This is a genomic window from Pseudonocardia spirodelae, from assembly GCF_037727765.1.
GTDB lineage: Bacteria > Actinomycetota > Actinomycetes > Mycobacteriales > Pseudonocardiaceae > Pseudonocardia > Pseudonocardia spirodelae.
Map to the genome: position 1 here is coordinate 63815 of NZ_JBBJUP010000014.1, position 14029 is coordinate 77843.

At 74.1% G+C, this 14029-nt stretch carries 15 protein-coding genes and 1 pseudogene; 8 read left to right on the plus strand and 8 right to left on the minus strand.

The window, feature by feature from the left end; translation table 11 throughout:
- Positions 1-32: 32 nt before the first annotated feature.
- Positions 33-1697, minus strand: coding sequence for an SLC13 family permease (locus tag WJX68_RS17475; RefSeq protein ID WP_340292209.1), 1665 nt, complete (start codon positions 1695-1697; stop codon positions 33-35).
- Between the two features lie 142 nt (positions 1698-1839).
- Here WJX68_RS17475 and WJX68_RS17480 point away from each other — a divergent pair, with 142 nt between their 5' ends.
- A complete protein-coding gene (locus WJX68_RS17480; protein ID WP_340292211.1) occupies positions 1840-1995 on the plus strand; it encodes a hypothetical protein in 156 nt (51 codons plus the stop codon).
- Between the two features lie 20 nt (positions 1996-2015).
- Here the strand turns inward: WJX68_RS17480 and WJX68_RS17485 are convergent, their stop codons facing one another.
- The 3 genes from WJX68_RS17485 to WJX68_RS17495 are packed head-to-tail and all read right to left on the minus strand — an operon-like array spanning position 2016 to position 4930.
- Positions 2016-2330 (minus strand): AtuA-related protein, encoded by a 315-nt coding sequence (locus tag WJX68_RS17485; RefSeq protein WP_340292214.1) that lies wholly within the window; start codon positions 2328-2330, stop codon positions 2016-2018.
- Positions 2317-3618, minus strand: coding sequence for an acyclic terpene utilization AtuA family protein (locus tag WJX68_RS17490; protein ID WP_340292216.1), 1302 nt, complete (start codon positions 3616-3618; stop codon positions 2317-2319). The genes WJX68_RS17485 and WJX68_RS17490 overlap by 14 nt, the downstream gene beginning before the upstream one ends.
- Positions 3619-3628: 10 nt before the next feature.
- Positions 3629-4930: a CitMHS family transporter gene (locus tag WJX68_RS17495; protein ID WP_340292218.1), complete on the minus strand. Its 1302-nt coding sequence runs from the start codon at positions 4928-4930 to the stop codon at positions 3629-3631.
- Between the two features lie 110 nt (positions 4931-5040).
- On the opposite strand from WJX68_RS17495, the gene WJX68_RS17500 reads away from it, so the two are divergent.
- Together WJX68_RS17500 and WJX68_RS17505 are read left to right on the plus strand one after the other, a co-directional pair.
- Positions 5041-6009: a LysR family transcriptional regulator gene (locus WJX68_RS17500; RefSeq protein ID WP_340292220.1), complete on the plus strand. Its 969-nt coding sequence runs from the start codon at positions 5041-5043 to the stop codon at positions 6007-6009.
- A gap of 64 nt (positions 6010-6073) precedes the next feature.
- A pseudogene (locus WJX68_RS17505) lies at positions 6074-6334 on the plus strand (VOC family protein); the annotation flags it as partial.
- A 26-nt stretch (positions 6335-6360) separates the two neighbouring features.
- Here the strand turns inward: WJX68_RS17505 and WJX68_RS17510 are convergent.
- Positions 6361-7158 (minus strand): DUF6597 domain-containing transcriptional factor, encoded by a 798-nt coding sequence (locus WJX68_RS17510; RefSeq protein ID WP_340292223.1) that lies wholly within the window; start codon positions 7156-7158, stop codon positions 6361-6363.
- A gap of 75 nt (positions 7159-7233) precedes the next feature.
- Complete coding sequence (locus WJX68_RS17515; RefSeq protein WP_340292225.1) at positions 7234-7791, minus strand: YceI family protein; 558 nt, start codon at positions 7789-7791, stop codon at positions 7234-7236.
- A gap of 92 nt (positions 7792-7883) precedes the next feature.
- On the opposite strand from WJX68_RS17515, the gene WJX68_RS17520 reads away from it, so the two are divergent.
- Positions 7884-8402, plus strand: coding sequence for a MarR family winged helix-turn-helix transcriptional regulator (locus tag WJX68_RS17520; protein WP_340292227.1), 519 nt, complete (start codon positions 7884-7886; stop codon positions 8400-8402).
- Between the two features lie 9 nt (positions 8403-8411).
- Complete coding sequence (gene lpdA / locus WJX68_RS17525; RefSeq protein WP_340292229.1) at positions 8412-9815, plus strand: dihydrolipoyl dehydrogenase; 1404 nt, start codon at positions 8412-8414, stop codon at positions 9813-9815.
- A 313-nt stretch (positions 9816-10128) separates the two neighbouring features.
- Here lpdA and WJX68_RS17530 read toward each other — a convergent pair whose 3' ends face one another.
- Positions 10129-10323, minus strand: coding sequence for a hypothetical protein (locus WJX68_RS17530; protein ID WP_340292231.1), 195 nt, complete (start codon positions 10321-10323; stop codon positions 10129-10131).
- A 262-nt stretch (positions 10324-10585) separates the two neighbouring features.
- A complete protein-coding gene (locus tag WJX68_RS17535; RefSeq protein ID WP_340292233.1) occupies positions 10586-11038 on the minus strand; it encodes an NUDIX hydrolase in 453 nt (150 codons plus the stop codon).
- 110 nt (positions 11039-11148) lie between these two features.
- On the opposite strand from WJX68_RS17535, the gene dop reads away from it, so the two are divergent.
- From dop to prcB, 3 genes are all read left to right on the plus strand, one after another.
- Entirely contained in the window at positions 11149-12657 is a 1509-nt protein-coding gene (gene dop / locus WJX68_RS17540) for a depupylase/deamidase Dop (RefSeq protein ID WP_340292419.1), read from the plus strand.
- Positions 12658-12767: 110 nt separating this feature from the next.
- A complete protein-coding gene (locus tag WJX68_RS17545) occupies positions 12768-12965 on the plus strand; it encodes a ubiquitin-like protein Pup (protein WP_020626587.1) in 198 nt (65 codons plus the stop codon).
- Positions 12966-13135: 170 nt separating this feature from the next.
- The gene (gene prcB, locus WJX68_RS17550; RefSeq protein ID WP_422785723.1) at positions 13136-14023 is read left to right on the plus strand and encodes a proteasome subunit beta; all 888 of its coding nucleotides are present in this window, start codon (positions 13136-13138) and stop codon (positions 14021-14023) included.
- Positions 14024-14029: the final 6 nt, after the last annotated feature.

Consider the following 14029-nt stretch of genomic DNA (forward strand, 5'->3'; position numbering starts at 1 on the left):
CCGTCGCGACGGGGCCCGGGGTGCGTCCGGGGTCAGAACTGCAGGCCGAGCGCCCAGCCGCCGAGCAGGAACGCGAACAGCGTGATCAGCACGACGCCGACGACGTTCAGCACCACGCCGCCGCGGGCCATCTGCCCGATGGTGACCACGCCGGAACCGAACACGATGGCGTTGGGCGGGGTCCCGACCGGAAGCATGAACGCGCAGGTGGCCGCGAGCGCCGCCGGGATGAGCAGCGTCATCGAGTCCGCACCGATGCCGATCGCCACGCCGCCGAGGACCGGGATGAACGTGGCCGCGGTGGCGGTGTTGCTGGTGACCTCGGTCAGGAACAGCACGATCAGTACGACGGCGCCGACCAGCAGGAACACCGGGAGCACGCCCAGCCCGGCGACGCTGGTGCCGATGAACTCGTCCAGGCCGCTCTCCGAGACCGCACCGGCGAGCGCGAGCCCGCCGCCGAACAGCAGCAGCACGCCCCAGGGCAGGCCCTTCTGCGCGTCGTCCCAGGCCAGCAGCATCCGGTACCGGCCGGGTGCGGCCCGCCCGGCCGGCTCGCCGGGGGTTGTGGTGCTCGCGGGCATCAGGAACAGGACGATGCCGGCGAGGATCGCGATGGCGGTGTCGTCGAACTCGCCCAGCCACGGAACGGCCGCCTCGACGGCGTCGAACTCGGTGAGCAGGCCCGGCACGATCCAGAGGAACGCGGCCCCGGCGAACACCGCCAGCACCCGCTTCTCCGCCGCCGAGGCGGGCCCCATCTCGCGCAGCTGCTCGTCGATCATCTCCGTGCCGCCGGGGATCTCGGTGAGCGTCGTGCGGAACAGCAGCCGGGTGATGAGCAGCCAGGCGAGGGTCACGAACACGACGACGATCGGCACCCCGAGCTGCATCCAGCCGAGGAAGGAGATCTCGCGGTCGAGCTCGTCCCGGACGTAGCCCGCGACGATCGCGTTGGGCGGGCTGCCCAGCAGGGTGCCGAGCCCGCCGATCGAGGAGGCCCAGGCGATCGACAGGATCAGCCCGACGCCGAAGGACCGCACCGCGGGGTCGCGGATCGTCTCGCTGAGCGGCGCGCCGCGGCGGACCTCGTCGGCACCGGAGCCGGCCCGCTCGGCCACCAGCGCCAGCACGGACAGCCCGATCGGCAGCATCATCAGCGTGGTGGCGGTGTTGGACACCCACATCGACAGGAACGCCGTCGCCACCATCATGCCGAGCACGATCCGGGTGGGGGTGGTGCCGACCGCGCGCAGCGTGAGCAGCGCGATCCGGCGGTGCAGGTGCCACTTCTGCATCGCGATCGCGATGAGGAACCCGCCGAGGAACAGGAAGACGATCGGATCGCCGTAGCGGGAGCCGACGTCGGACACCGACACGACGCCGAACGCCGGGAACAGCACCAGCGGCAGCAGCGCGGTCGCCGAGAGCGGGATGGCCTCGGTGACCCACCAGGTGGCCATCAGGACGCCGATCGCGGCGACGATGCGGGCGTCGGGCGCGATGGTGTCCGCGGCGCCGAGCAGCAGCCAGGTCAGCAGGCCCAGCGCGACCCCGAGCAGGCGGAAGGTCCAGGTCCGGCCGGGACCGCGGCCGTCGGCGGCGGTGGCCGCGGCGGGCCCGGCGGGCGGGTCGGCGGCGGCGGTGCCGCGCGGGGACCCGCCCGGGTCGTGCCGGTCGGACTCGGTCGTGGGCATGGGCGATCCCCTCGTGCGGCGTCATCGGCGTCCGGAACGTACCGTATGTCGCTTACCTGGTCGTGGGGTTCGCCGCGAGACGAAACGGGCACTCCGGACAGGACGCCGCGCACCGGTCGCGGCCCAGCACCCGGAGGTCACCGTGGCCGGCATCGTCGGACGGATCAGCGCGTTCCTGAGGAGCCCGAAGGGGCGCCGCTACAGCGAGCAGGCCAAGCGGATGGCGAGCGACCCCCGCAACCGCGCGAGGGCCCAGCAGTTCCTGCGCCGCTTCCGCGGGGGCCGCGGCGGGCACTGAGCCCCGGGGCCCGCGGCGGCTCAGCCCCGGCGCAGCGGCACGTCGAGTGCGAGCAGACGCGACGACAGCGACTTGCCGTGGGTGTCGAGCTCGGTCGACACCGTCACCCCGCCGCCGCGGATCCCCGTGCACACGAACTGCAGGCAGCACAGCAGCGGCAGCTCGTGGCGGGTCACCTCGCCGCCGACCCACCGGTCCAGCCCCTCCCGGACGCGCTGCGGGGTGAGCACGGCGAGCAGGGCCGGGTAGTCGGCGTCGTCGTGCGGGACGACGGTGAGGGTGGCGACGGTGCCCTTGTCGCCCGCACGGCAGTGCGCGATCTCATGCAGCAGCACGACCGGCCTCCAGGACGGTGACCCGCGGGGCGACGGCCTCGCGGGGGACGAACGTGGACAGGACCCCGATCACCTCGTCGACCCGGGTCCGGACGCCGCCGCCGCCGGCCGGGCCATTGGTGTAGAGGGACTCGACCTCGTGGGCGAGCACGTCGAGCAGCCCGGGGTCGCGGTGCAGCGCGGCCACCCGCAGCCGCGCGTCCGCCGGGCCGCCGCGGACCTCGATCCGGGGGGTGACGGGGAGGCCCCGCACCCGCTCGGCGACGACGTCGGCGGCCAGCCGGGCGCGGGCCCCGGCGTTCGGGCCGACGTAGGAGATCCCGGCCTCGACGCGGTGTCCCGCCCGGTGTCCGACGCTGACCTTCAGCTCGTCCGGGCGGGTCCGGCCGGTGGCACCGGCGACCCGGACGCGGTCGGGGCCGTCGGACTCGACGGTGACGCCGCGCAGGTCGAGCACCACGTCGGGGGTGCGGTAGCCGGCGGGGTCGGTGACCTCGTAGAGCAGCTGCTCGCGCACGGTGTGACGGTCGAGCCGGCCACCGGTCCCGTCGAGCTTGCCGTAGCGGGCGGTGCCGTCGGCGCCGACGTCGGCGAACGGGAACCCCAGCTCGGCCAGCCGCGGGACGTCGAGCCGGCCGGGGTCGGCGGCGTACCCGCCGGTGAGCTGCCCGGCGCACTCCAGCAGGTGTCCCACCAGCGTGCCCGCGGCGGCCGGGCCCGGGGCGTCGAGGTCCCAGCCCAGACGGTGTGCCAGCGGGGCCAGGAACAGCGACGGGTCCGCCACCCGCCCCGTGACGACGACGGCCGCCCCGGCGTCCAGGGCGGGCAGGATCGCGTCGGCGCCGAGGTAGGCGTTGGCCGAGACGAGCTCGCCGTGCTCGCCCAGCGGACGCCCGTCCTCGGTCGCGGCCGCCGCCGGGTCGACCAGGTCCAGGACGTCGTCGCCGGTCACGACGGCGACCGGTGCCGCGGAGCCGAGCCGGTCCAGGTGCTCGCGGGCGACGCGCCCGGCCGCGGCCGGGTTCGCCGCGCCCATGTTCGTCAGCAGCCGGACCCCGTTCGCGAGCAGGTCCGGCAGCAGCGCGGTCAGCCGCTGGGCGAGCCGCGGGTCGTACCCGGTCGCGGGGTCGGCGAGCCGGCGGCGGTGGCCCAGCGCGATGGTCCGCTCGGCCAGGCACTCCAGCACCAGGTCGTCGAGCCGTCCGCGGCGGGCGAGGTCGACCGCCGGCTCGATGCGGTCCCCGGCGAATCCCGCGCCGCTGCCGATCCGGGTCGTGGTCGGTGACATCTGCGTCTCCTCAGACGGTCAGGGCGCCGGTGAGCAGCGCGACGACGGTCATGACGACGGTGGTGCCGAACGCCCACCCGAACACGAACCGCTGGTGGCGGCCCAGCTCGACGGCGGTCAGGCCCAGCAGGATGAACGTGGACGCGGTGAGCGGGCTGAGCGGGAACCCGGTGGTCATCTGGCCCAGGATCGCCGCGCGGGCCACCTCGGCGGGATCGCCGCCGAGCGCCGAGGAGGTCTCGGCGAGGACCGGCAGCACCCCGAAGTAGTACGCGTCCGGGGTGAACACCAGGCTCAGCGGCATCGAGGTCAGCGCGACCGCGACGGGCAGCACCCCACCCGCGCCGTCCGGGACGAGACCGACCAGGGTCTCGGCCATCGCGGTGATCATGCCCGTCCCGCCGAGGACGCCGGTGAACACGCCGGCCGCGAAGATCATGGCGGTCACGAGGACGACGTTGTGGCCGTGCTTCTCGAACAGGGCCCGCTGGCCCTCCCAGGTCGGCCGGTTGACCAGCAGCGCGACGACGAACGCGCACAGGAACACCACCGGCAGCTCCGCCAGCTGCAGCAGCAGCACCACGACCAGGGCCAGGGTGAGCACGACGCTGACCGCGAACCGGATCCGGTCGGCCCGCGAGCGCACCGGCGCCGGCGCCGCGCCCGGCACGTCGGCCGGGGCCGCGGGGAGCTCGACGACACCGAGGCGGGCGCGCTCACGGCGCCCGATGATCCAGGCCGCGACGAGCACCCAGGCGATGCCCGCGGCCATCGCGGGCAGCAGCGGCAGGAACACGTCGGACGCGGTGAGGTCCAGCGCCGCCATCGCCCGCGCCGTCGGGCCGCCCCACGGGATCATGTTCATCACCCCGGCGCCCAGGCAGATCAGTGCCGCGAGCACGATGCGGCGCATCCCGAGCCGGTCGTAGAGCGGCAGCATCGCGCTCGCCATGATCAGGAAGGTGGACGCGCCGTCGCCGTCGAGCGCGACGAGGACGGTCAGCGCGGCGGTACCCACGCAGATCTTCAGCGGGTCGCCGCCCGCCCACCGCACGACCCGGCGGATGGCCGGGTCGAACAGCCCGGTGTCGAGCATGAGGCTGAAGTACAGGATCGCGAACGTGATCATGATGGCGACCGGGGCGACGGTCTCGAGCCCGGTCGCGACGTAGTCGCCCAGCCCGCCCGCCAGGCCGGCGGCGACGGCGGCGGCCGCCGGGACGACGGTCAGCGCGAGCAGCACCGACACCCGTCCGGACAGCACGGCCGCCAGGAACACGGCGATGGTCAGGAATCCGATCGCGGCGAGCATCGTCGACCTCCTCGTCGGCGGGGCGGGCCGGCGTCGGCCCGGGGGAACCGTGCTCGCCTGCACCTATGATCGTCAAAGACCGAATCCGGATCGACTGATGCGGAGGGCACATGGATCTGACGTTGCCGCAGCTCAGGGCCGTCGTGGCGGTGCACGACGCCGGCGGCTTCACGGCCGCCGCGGCGGTGCTGCGGACCGCGCAGCCGTCGCTGAGCCGGACGGTGGCCGACGTCGAGCGGCTGCTCGGGGCGCGGCTGTTCGAGCGGACCACCCGGCGCCTGGAGCCGACGCCGGTCGGCGAGGCGGTCGTCGCGGCGGCGCGGCGCGCGCTGGACGGCGTCGCGGCCGAGCTGCGGCACGTCGAGCGGGTGCTGGACGGGCGGGCCGGGACGGTGCGCATCGCCACCCTGCCCTCGCTCGCGGCGATCCTGCTGCCCGGTGTCGTGTCGGCGTTCCGCCGCGAGCGGTCGGCGGTGCGCCCGGAGATCTCCGACGCCCTGGCCGACGAGGTGACCGACCGGGTGCGCTCCGGTCGCGCGGATCTCGCCGTCACCGTCGTGCACGGCCGCGCACCCGACGACCTGGCCGTCACGCCGGTCGCCACCGACCGGTTCTGCGCCCTGCTGCCCGCCGGGCACCCGCTCGCCGGGCGCGCGTCGCTGCGGTGGGCCGACCTCGACGGCGCCGACTTCGTCGACTTCGACCCGACGACGAGCATCCGCCAGCACGTCGACCGCGCCCTCGCCGAGGCGGGCAGCCGCCCGGGCCGCGGCGTCGCCGCGCGCAACATCGCCGCCGTCGCGGGCCTGGTGGCCGCCGGCCTGGGCGTGACGGCGGTACCCGGCCTGGTCGTGCCGCTCACCGCGTTCGCCGGGCCGGTCGCGGTTCCGCTGACCGACCCCGTGGTCCGGCGGCGGATCGCGCTGGTCGTGCCCCGCGGGCGGCGGCCGGTCCCGGCCGCGGCCGCGTTCGCCGCGCTGCTCACCGGGTCGGGCCCGCGGCCGGCCCTGCCCGGACACGCGGCCTGGACCGCGCCGGTGTCCGATCCGTTCACGACGCCGCCCGCGCCGGGCCCCTAGCGTCGCGGCCATGGACGAGACGATCGGCGCCGAGCTCGACATGATCGGCATCCTGGTGACGGACATGGCCCGCTCGGTGGCCTTCTACCGGCTGCTGGGCCTGGAGTTCCCCGACGGCGCGGAACGCGAGCCGCACGTGGAGACCACGCTGCGCGGCGGGCTGCGGCTCGCGCTGGACCTGCAGTCCATGGTCGAGGGCTTCCACCCCGGCGTCGCGCCCGCGCCGGAGGGGCGGGTCGGCCTCGCGTTCCGGCTGCCGACCGCGGCGGCCGTCGACGACGCCTGGACGCGCGTCACGGGAGCCGGGTACGGCTCGGTGCTCGACCCGTTCGACGCCCCGTGGGGCCAGCGCTACGCCACCGTGCGCGACCCCGACGGCGCCCCGCTGGACCTGTTCGCCTGGGTCCGACCCGCGGGCCGGGGCGCGGCGAGCGCGCCGGGGGAGACGCCGGCGAGTGCCCGGACCTCGCGGGACAGGTGGGGCTGGTCGGCGTAGCCGGTCGCGGCCGCGACGGCGGCCGGGGCGACGCCGTCCCACAGCAGCGCGCTCGCCGCGCGGAAGCGCAGCACGCGGCGGGCGACCGCGGGGCCGTAGCCCAGGGTGGCCAGGCAGCGCCGGTGCAGCGTGCGGCCGGTGACGCCGAGCCGGTCGGCCAGCTCGGCGGCGGGCATCCCGCGGGCCAGCGCGTGCAGCGCCGGGTGGGGCAACGGCGCCGCGACGGCCGCGCCGGTGCCCTGCGCCGCCGCCCGGCGCAGCGCCTGGGCGACCTGCCGGAGCAGCTCGCCCCGGGGCGCGGCGGGGTCGGGCGGGCCGAGCCCGGCGAGGGCCGTGCGCCGCTCCGGGGGCAGCAGCTCCGCCAGCGCCACCCGGCGGTCGCGCAGCGCGTCGGCGGGCAGGCCCAGCAGCGCGGGCAGCGCCCCGGGACGGAAGCGCAGCCCGGTCGTCGTCGCGCCGGGGGTGGCCGTGGCCAGGTGCGCGGTGGTGTCCGGCCCCGCGACGACGAGCTCGCCCCCGAGCGCGATCAGGTCCATGCAGCCGTCGGGCAGCACCCGCTGGGTGTGCGCCACCGGGCCGGCGGTGCTGCACCAGGCCGCCTCGACGACGTCGCGCAGCGGACCGGGGGGCGCGCTCTCCCGGTAGCCGGTCACCGCGTCATCCTACGGACGCGACGCGACCCCGGGCCGTGGTCCGGTCCGGGGTCGCGGGGCGCGTCGGGGTGCGGCTCAGGCGGCGCGCAGGACCGCCTGGATCTCCAGCTCGATGCCGACCTTCTCGCTCACGACGACGCCGCCGCCGTCGAGGGGCATCTCGATGTCGACGCCGAAGTCCGAGCGCTTGATCGTGGTCGTGGCCGAGAACCCGGCGCGGGTGCCGCCCCAGGCGTCCGGGCCGAAGCCGTTGATCTCGAGCTCCAGCTCGACGGGCTTCGTGACACCCTTGATGGTGAGGTCGCCCGCCAGGACGTACTCGTCGCCCTTCGCGGCGATCCCGGTGGACCGGAAGGTCCACTCCGGGTACTTCTCGACCTCGAAGAAGTCGGCGGAGCGGATGTGGCCGTCGCGCTGGTCGTTGCCGGTCGTGATGGAGGAGGCGTCGATGGTCGCGGAGACCGAGGAACCCTCGAGGGTCTCGCCGGTGACGAGCTCGCCGGCGACCTTCTCGAAGCGGCCGCGCACCTTGCTCACCATCATGTGCCGGACGACGAAGGAGACGTCGGAGTGGACCGGGTCGATGTCCCAGGTGCCGACGACGTAGCCGGGGATCTGCGTGGCGGTGGTCATGGTGACTCCCTCGCGTGCTAGTTGAACTCTCACTTGTTGAGAGCGATACTAGAACCAAGGAAGATGAACGTTCAAATGTTTCGGAGGGTGTCGTGGCTCACACGCGCTGGCTCGACGACGAGGAGCAGCGGACCTGGCGGGCGTTCCTCTCCGCCCAGCGGCTCGTCTCGGACAAGGTCGAGCGGCGGCTGCAGGCCGGGGCCGGGATGCCGCAGGCGTACTACGAGATCCTCGTCCGGCTCTCCGAGGCGCCGGAGCGGACGCTGCGGATGAGCGTGCTGGCCGACTGCGCGCTGTCCTCGCGCAGCCGCGTCTCGCACGCGGTGGCGCGGATGGAGGAGGCCGGCTGGATCGAACGGCGGTCCTGCCCGACCGACCGCCGCGGCCAGCTGGCGCACCTGACCGACGCCGGGTTCGCGGTTCTGGAGGCGGCCGCGCCGGACCATGTCGAGAGCGTGCGCGAGGCCCTGTTCGACGGCCTGAGCCCCGAGCACCGGTCCGCCCTGCGCGAGGCGTGCGAGGCCGTCGTCGCGCACCTGTCCGGGGGCGGGTCCTGGCCCGTGACGGGTGACTCGGGACCGGAGGGCCCGGAGCCGGCCCGCGCGTCCTAGGCTGGGCACATGCCTCATTTCGACGTCGTCGTACTCGGAGCCGGACCCGGCGGATACGTGGCGGCCATCCGGGCCGCCCAGCTCGGCCGCAGTGTGGCGGTGATCGAGGAGAAGTACTGGGGCGGTGTGTGCCTGAACGTGGGCTGCATCCCGTCCAAGGCGCTGCTGCGCAACGCCGAGATCGCGCACATCGTCACCAAGGAGCAGAAGACCTTCGGTCTCTCCGGTGAGGTGTCGCTGGACTTCGGCGCGGCCTTCGACCGCAGCCGGTCCGTCGCGGACGGGCGCGTCAAGGGCGTGCACTTCCTGATGAAGAAGAACAAGATCACCGAGTTCGACGGGTTCGGCCGTTTCACCAAGCCGGGCGAGATCGAGGTCGACCTGTCGAAGGGCGGCAACGAGACCGTCACCTACGACGACGTCATCATCTCCGCGGGTTCCACGGTCAAGCTGCTGCCGGGCACCGAGCTGTCCGAGCGCGTGGTGACCTACGAGGAGCAGATCCTCACCCGCGAGCTGCCGGAGAGCGTGATCATCGCCGGTGCCGGGGCGATCGGCGTCGAGTTCGCGTTCGTGCTGGCCAACTACGGCGTGGACGTCACCGTCGTCGAGTACCTGGACCGCCTGCTGCCGCTCGAGGACGCCGACGTGTCCAAGGAGCTCGCCAAGGCCTACAAGAAGCTCGGCGTCACCGTGCGCACCTCGACCAAGGTCGAGTCCATCGACGACGACGGCAAGGGCGTCACCGTCACCGTGTCGTCCAAGAAGGGCACCGAGGAGCTGCGCGCCGACAAGGTCGTGCAGGCCATCGGCTTCGCCCCGCGGGTCGACGGCTACGGCCTCGACAAGCTCGGTGTCGAGCTCACCGAGCGCGGCGCCATCGCGATCGACGACTACATGCGCACCAACGTCGAGCACGTCTACGCCATCGGCGACGTGACCGCGAAGCTCATGCTGGCCCACGTCGCCGAGGCGCAGGGCATCGTCGCCGCCGAGACCCTGGCGGGCGCCGAGACCCAGGAGCTGAACTACAAGATGATGCCGCGCGCGACCTTCTGCAACCCGCAGGTCGCGTCGTTCGGCTACACCGAGGCCGAGGCCCGCGACCTGGCCGACGAGAAGGGCTGGAAGGTCAACGTCGCGACCTTCCCCTTCACCGCGAACGGCAAGGCGCACGGCATGGCCGAGCCCGCCGGCTTCGTCAAGCTGATCTCCGACGACACCTACGGCGAGCTCCTCGGCGGCCACATCATCGGCGCCGAGGCGACCGAGCTGCTGCCGGAGCTGACCCTGGCCCAGAAGTGGGACCTGACCGTCCACGAGATGGCCCGCAACGTCCACGCGCACCCGACCCTGTCCGAGTGCCTGCAGGAGTCGATCCACGGCCTCGCCGGCCACATGATCAACTTCTGACCGCGGGTACACAGGAGTCCGTCCCCGCACCCGGGGGCGGGCTCCGTCGCGTTCCGACCCCGTGGCGCCCCGCGCTCCGGCGAGCGCGTACCGGGGCGCGCCCGGCGCCCTGCGCCCGGCGCCCCTGCCTCCCGGCGCCCTGCGCCCCTGCCTCCCGGCGCTCCGAGGGGAACCCTCGTGGCGCTCTAAGCCCCGAGAGTGCCCCTGGGAGCACCCGGAGGGTGCCCGGCGGCAGGGTGCGCGGCACCCCGGGAGCGGCGGCGCGGGAGCCGTGGCGGGACGGCGCGGGCCGGCGGGGGAGCCGGGCGGCGGGTCAGGAGCGCAGGGCGTCGGGCTCGCGGCGGGCGGTGTGCTCGCGGCGGGCGGAGGGGCGGACGCCGTCGCGCTTCTCGCGGCCGTCGGCGGCCAGCGCCGCCTCGACGGCGGCCTGCACGGCGGCGGTGTTGACGTCGGGGTCGATCAGCCGGGCGGCGGCGAGGGAGCGGGCCGAGACCGAGATGCTGACCATGGGAACTCCTGCTGGGTGGGCGTGGTGGTGTCGTCCGGGGAGCCCCACGCTGGGCCCTTCCGGTGGTGGCGTCGCGCGACCCGCCGGGTGTTGACCGATACAGGTACCGGTGTGGGTGACGTATGTTACCCACCGGTAAACGCGCGGCCCAGGGACCCTAACCGACGCCGTCGGCGAGCCAGCGGCGGGTGACGTGCAGACCGTCGGGCACCCACGGCCACCCCGGTGTGCCGAGCCGGCCGCGCAGCTCGTCGAGGGTCCACTAGCCGCCCTCGGCCACCTCCGACGGCTGGTGGGTCACCGGGCCGTCGGAGAAGGCCTGGTAGGCGTGCACGTGGGCGCGCAGCCCCGCCGGGCCGGTGCCCGGCCCGGTGTCGATGCCGAGCGCGGCCGCGTCGAAGGGCAGGACGAACAGCTTCTGCAGCGCGACACCGCGCACCCCGAGCTCCTCGGCGAGCTCGCGGGCGGCGCACTCGTCCGGGGTCTCGCCGTCGTCGAGGACCCCGCCGGCCCAGCAGTCCCACAGCCCCGCCATGACGAGCTTGGTGTCGGTGCGCCGGTGGACGTAGAGCCGCTCGCCGTCGGTCGAGCGCAGCGCGATCGCGGTGGTCGCGTGCCACAGCGAGCGGGCGTAGACCTCGCCGCGCTCGGCGGACCCGGTGGGGCGGCCGTCGGCGTCGAAGACGGTGAGGAGCTCGCGCGCGGGATCGGTCACACCGGTGATGATCCCGCCGGGGCGCGGTTCGCGACGGCGGGGGCCACGGACGGTTAGGCTCGTGCAATGCAGTCTCGCGCAGGGGGCACGTCGTGACGGCCCGCCGGATCATGGGCACCGAGGTGGAGTACGGCATCGCCGTGCCCGGCGACCCCACCGCGAACCCCGTCGTCACCTCCACGCAGGTGGTCCTGGCCTACGCGGCCGCGGCCGACGTGCCGCGCAACCGGCGCGCACGCTGGGACTACGAGGTGGAGTCGCCGCTGCGCGACGCCCGCGGCTTCGACCTGTCCGCACCGTCGCTGGCGCCCCAGCTCGACACCGACCTCGACGACCTCGGCGCCGCCAACGTCATCCTCACCAACGGCGCGCGGTTCTACGTCGACCACGCCCACCCCGAGTACTCCACGCCGGAGGTCCTCACCCCGCGCGACGTCGTGGTCTGGGACAAGGCCGGCGAGCGGATCATGCTGGAGGCGGCGAACCGGGCGGCGACCGTGCCGGGCGCGCCCCGGATGCAGCTGTACAAGAACAACGTCGACGGCAAGGGCGCGAGCTACGGTTCGCACGAGAACTACCTGATGGCCCGCTCGACGACGTTCCCCTCGATCGTCACCGGCCTCACGCCGTTCTTCGTCACCCGCCAGGTCGTGTGCGGCGCAGGCCGGGTCGGGCTGGGCCAGCAGGGCGACGAGGAGGGCTACCAGATCGCCCAGCGCTCGGACTACGTCGAGGTCGAGGTCGGGCTGGAGACCACCCTCAAGCGCGGGATCATCAACACCCGCGACGAGCCGCACGCCGACGCCGACAAGTACCGCCGCCTGCACGTCATCATCGGCGACGCGAACCTGTCCGAGATCGCCACGCTGCTCAAGGTCGGCACCACCGCACTGGTCCTCGACATGATCGAGAAGGGCCGCTCGTTCGAGGACCTGCGCCTGGCCGAGCCGGTCAAGTCGGTCTCGCGGATCAGCCACGACCCGACGCTGCGGTGCACCGTGCCGCTGGCCGACGGGCGTCACCTCACCGCCGTGCAGATCCAGCAGGAGTACCTGGCCCGCGCCGTCGAGCACATGGAGCAGACGGTGTCCGCGCAGCGTGCGGAGTGGGACGCCGACACCCGCGAGGTGGTCGAGGAGTGGGAGTCGGTGCTCGTCGACCTCGAGCGCGACCCGATGCTCACCGCCGACCGCCTCGACTGGACCGCGAAGCTCAAGCTTCTCGAGGCCTACCGCGAGCGCGACGGTCTGAGCTGGGCCTCGGGCCGGCTCGGCATGGTCGACCTGCAGTACTCCGACGTCCGCCTGGCCAAGGGGCTCTACAACCGGCTCGTCACCCGCGGGTCGATGCGCCGGCTGGTCACCGAGGAGCAGGTCGCCGCCGCGATGACCGCGCCGCCCACCGACACCCGCGCCTACTTCCGGGGCACCTGCATGGGCCGGTTCCCGGTCGAGGTGGCCGCCGCGTCGTGGGACTCGGTGATCTTCGACCTGGGCCGCGAGTCGCTGGTCCGCATCCCGACGCTGGAGCCGCTGCGCGGCACCCGGCGCCACGTCGGGGAGCTGTTCGACGCGGTCTCGACCGCCGAGGAACTGGTGGACAAGCTCACCGCGTCGTGATCCCGGCCGGGCCGCGGAGCCGATCACACGCCGCTGCGCAACAGGCGATTTTGTCGGTCCCGGTGGGTAGTGTGAGTGCACAGCAGAGGACTCTGCGAGGAGGAGGCGTCATGTCCCAGGAGCAGACCAAGCGCCAGGGTGGCGGCGACGGCGACGACGAGTCCGGCGAGAACGCGTCGGGATCCGGACAGGAGCGGCGCGAGAAGCTCGGCGAGGACGTCGACACCATCCTCGACGAGATCGACGACGTGCTGGAGGAGAACGCCGAGGACTTCGTGCGGTCCTACGTCCAGAAGGGCGGTGAGTGAGCGCCCCTGCCCGGGCCGCTCACGAGCGCACCGTCCAGCATCGCAGTACCGTTCCGGCCGGGTCCGCACCTGCGGACCCGGCCGTGCCGGAAGGGCCGCAGTCACCCCGCCGCGGCGGGGGAGCGGGACCGCCGGCGTACGCAGCTCGAACGAAAGGCACGTCCGAGAAGATGGAGTTCCGGCCGTCGGTCACCCCCGGGCTGCTGCCCGGGCACCACACGGGTCAGCTCGGCACCTACATGACGGGGTCACAGTCCTTCTCCGACTTCGTCGGGAGTGCGGCCCCGCACCTGCTGCCCGGGGCGGGGCTGGCCCCGCAGGCGGGCGGCGGCACCGCGGCCGACGCCCTCGGCGTCCCGCACGGCACCACGATCGTCGCGCTGGTGTTCGCCGGCGGCGTCGTCATCGCCGGTGACCGGCGCGCGACCGCGGGCAACGTCATCGCCCAGCGCGACATCGAGAAGGTGTTCGTCACCGACACCCACTCCGCGGTCGGCATCGCCGGCTCGGCGGGCATCGCGCTGGAGATGGTCCGGCTGTTCTCGGTCGACCTGGAGCACTACGAGAAGCTCGAGGGCGTGCCGCTCTCCCTCGACGGCAAGGCCAACAAGCTGGCGGGGATGATCCGGCAGAACCTGGGCGCGGCGATGCAGGGCTTCGTCGTCGTCCCGCTGTTCGCCGGTTACGACACCCACGAGCCGGACCCGGCCCGCGCCGGGCGGATCGTCACCTTCGACCCCACCGGCGGGCGCTACGACGAGAACCTCGGCTTCCACGCCGTCGGCTCGGGCTCGGTGTTCGCGAAGTCGTCGCTGAAGAAGCTGCACGACCCCGGGGCCGACCTGGCCGGCGCGGTCCGCACCGCGATCGAGGCGCTCTACGACGCCGCGGACGACGACACCGCCACCGGCGGGCCGGACACGGTGCGGCGCATCTACCCGGTGGTCGTCGGCATCACTGCCGAGGGCGCCGCCCGCCGCGACGAGGACGAGATCGCCGCCGTCGTCGACCAGGTGATCGCCGGGCGCCGCGAGCGCCCGGGCGGTCCCACCCGCTGACCTCTC

Excerpts from the sequence above, each read along its gene's own strand:
- lpdA (WP_340292229.1), top strand. The coding sequence starts at position 8,412 with ATGCCTCATTTCGACGTCGTCGTACTCGGAGCCGGACCCGGCGGATAC.
- WJX68_RS17475 (WP_340292209.1), bottom strand. The coding sequence starts at position 1,697 with ATGCCCACGACCGAGTCCGACCGGCACGACCCGGGCGGGTCCCCGCGC.
- dop (WP_340292419.1), top strand. The coding sequence starts at position 11,149 with ATGGGCACCGAGGTGGAGTACGGCATCGCCGTGCCCGGCGACCCCACC.
- WJX68_RS17545 (WP_020626587.1), top strand. The coding sequence starts at position 12,768 with ATGTCCCAGGAGCAGACCAAGCGCCAGGGTGGCGGCGACGGCGACGAC.
- prcB (WP_422785723.1), top strand. The coding sequence starts at position 13,136 with ATGGAGTTCCGGCCGTCGGTCACCCCCGGGCTGCTGCCCGGGCACCAC.
- WJX68_RS17515 (WP_340292225.1), bottom strand. The coding sequence starts at position 7,791 with ATGACCACCGCCACGCAGATCCCCGGCTACGTCGTCGGCACCTGGGAC.
- WJX68_RS17530 (WP_340292231.1), bottom strand. The coding sequence starts at position 10,323 with ATGGTCAGCATCTCGGTCTCGGCCCGCTCCCTCGCCGCCGCCCGGCTG.
- WJX68_RS17500 (WP_340292220.1), top strand. The coding sequence starts at position 5,041 with ATGGATCTGACGTTGCCGCAGCTCAGGGCCGTCGTGGCGGTGCACGAC.
- WJX68_RS17490 (WP_340292216.1), bottom strand. The coding sequence starts at position 3,618 with ATGTCACCGACCACGACCCGGATCGGCAGCGGCGCGGGATTCGCCGGG.
- WJX68_RS17495 (WP_340292218.1), bottom strand. The coding sequence starts at position 4,930 with ATGCTCGCCGCGATCGGATTCCTGACCATCGCCGTGTTCCTGGCGGCC.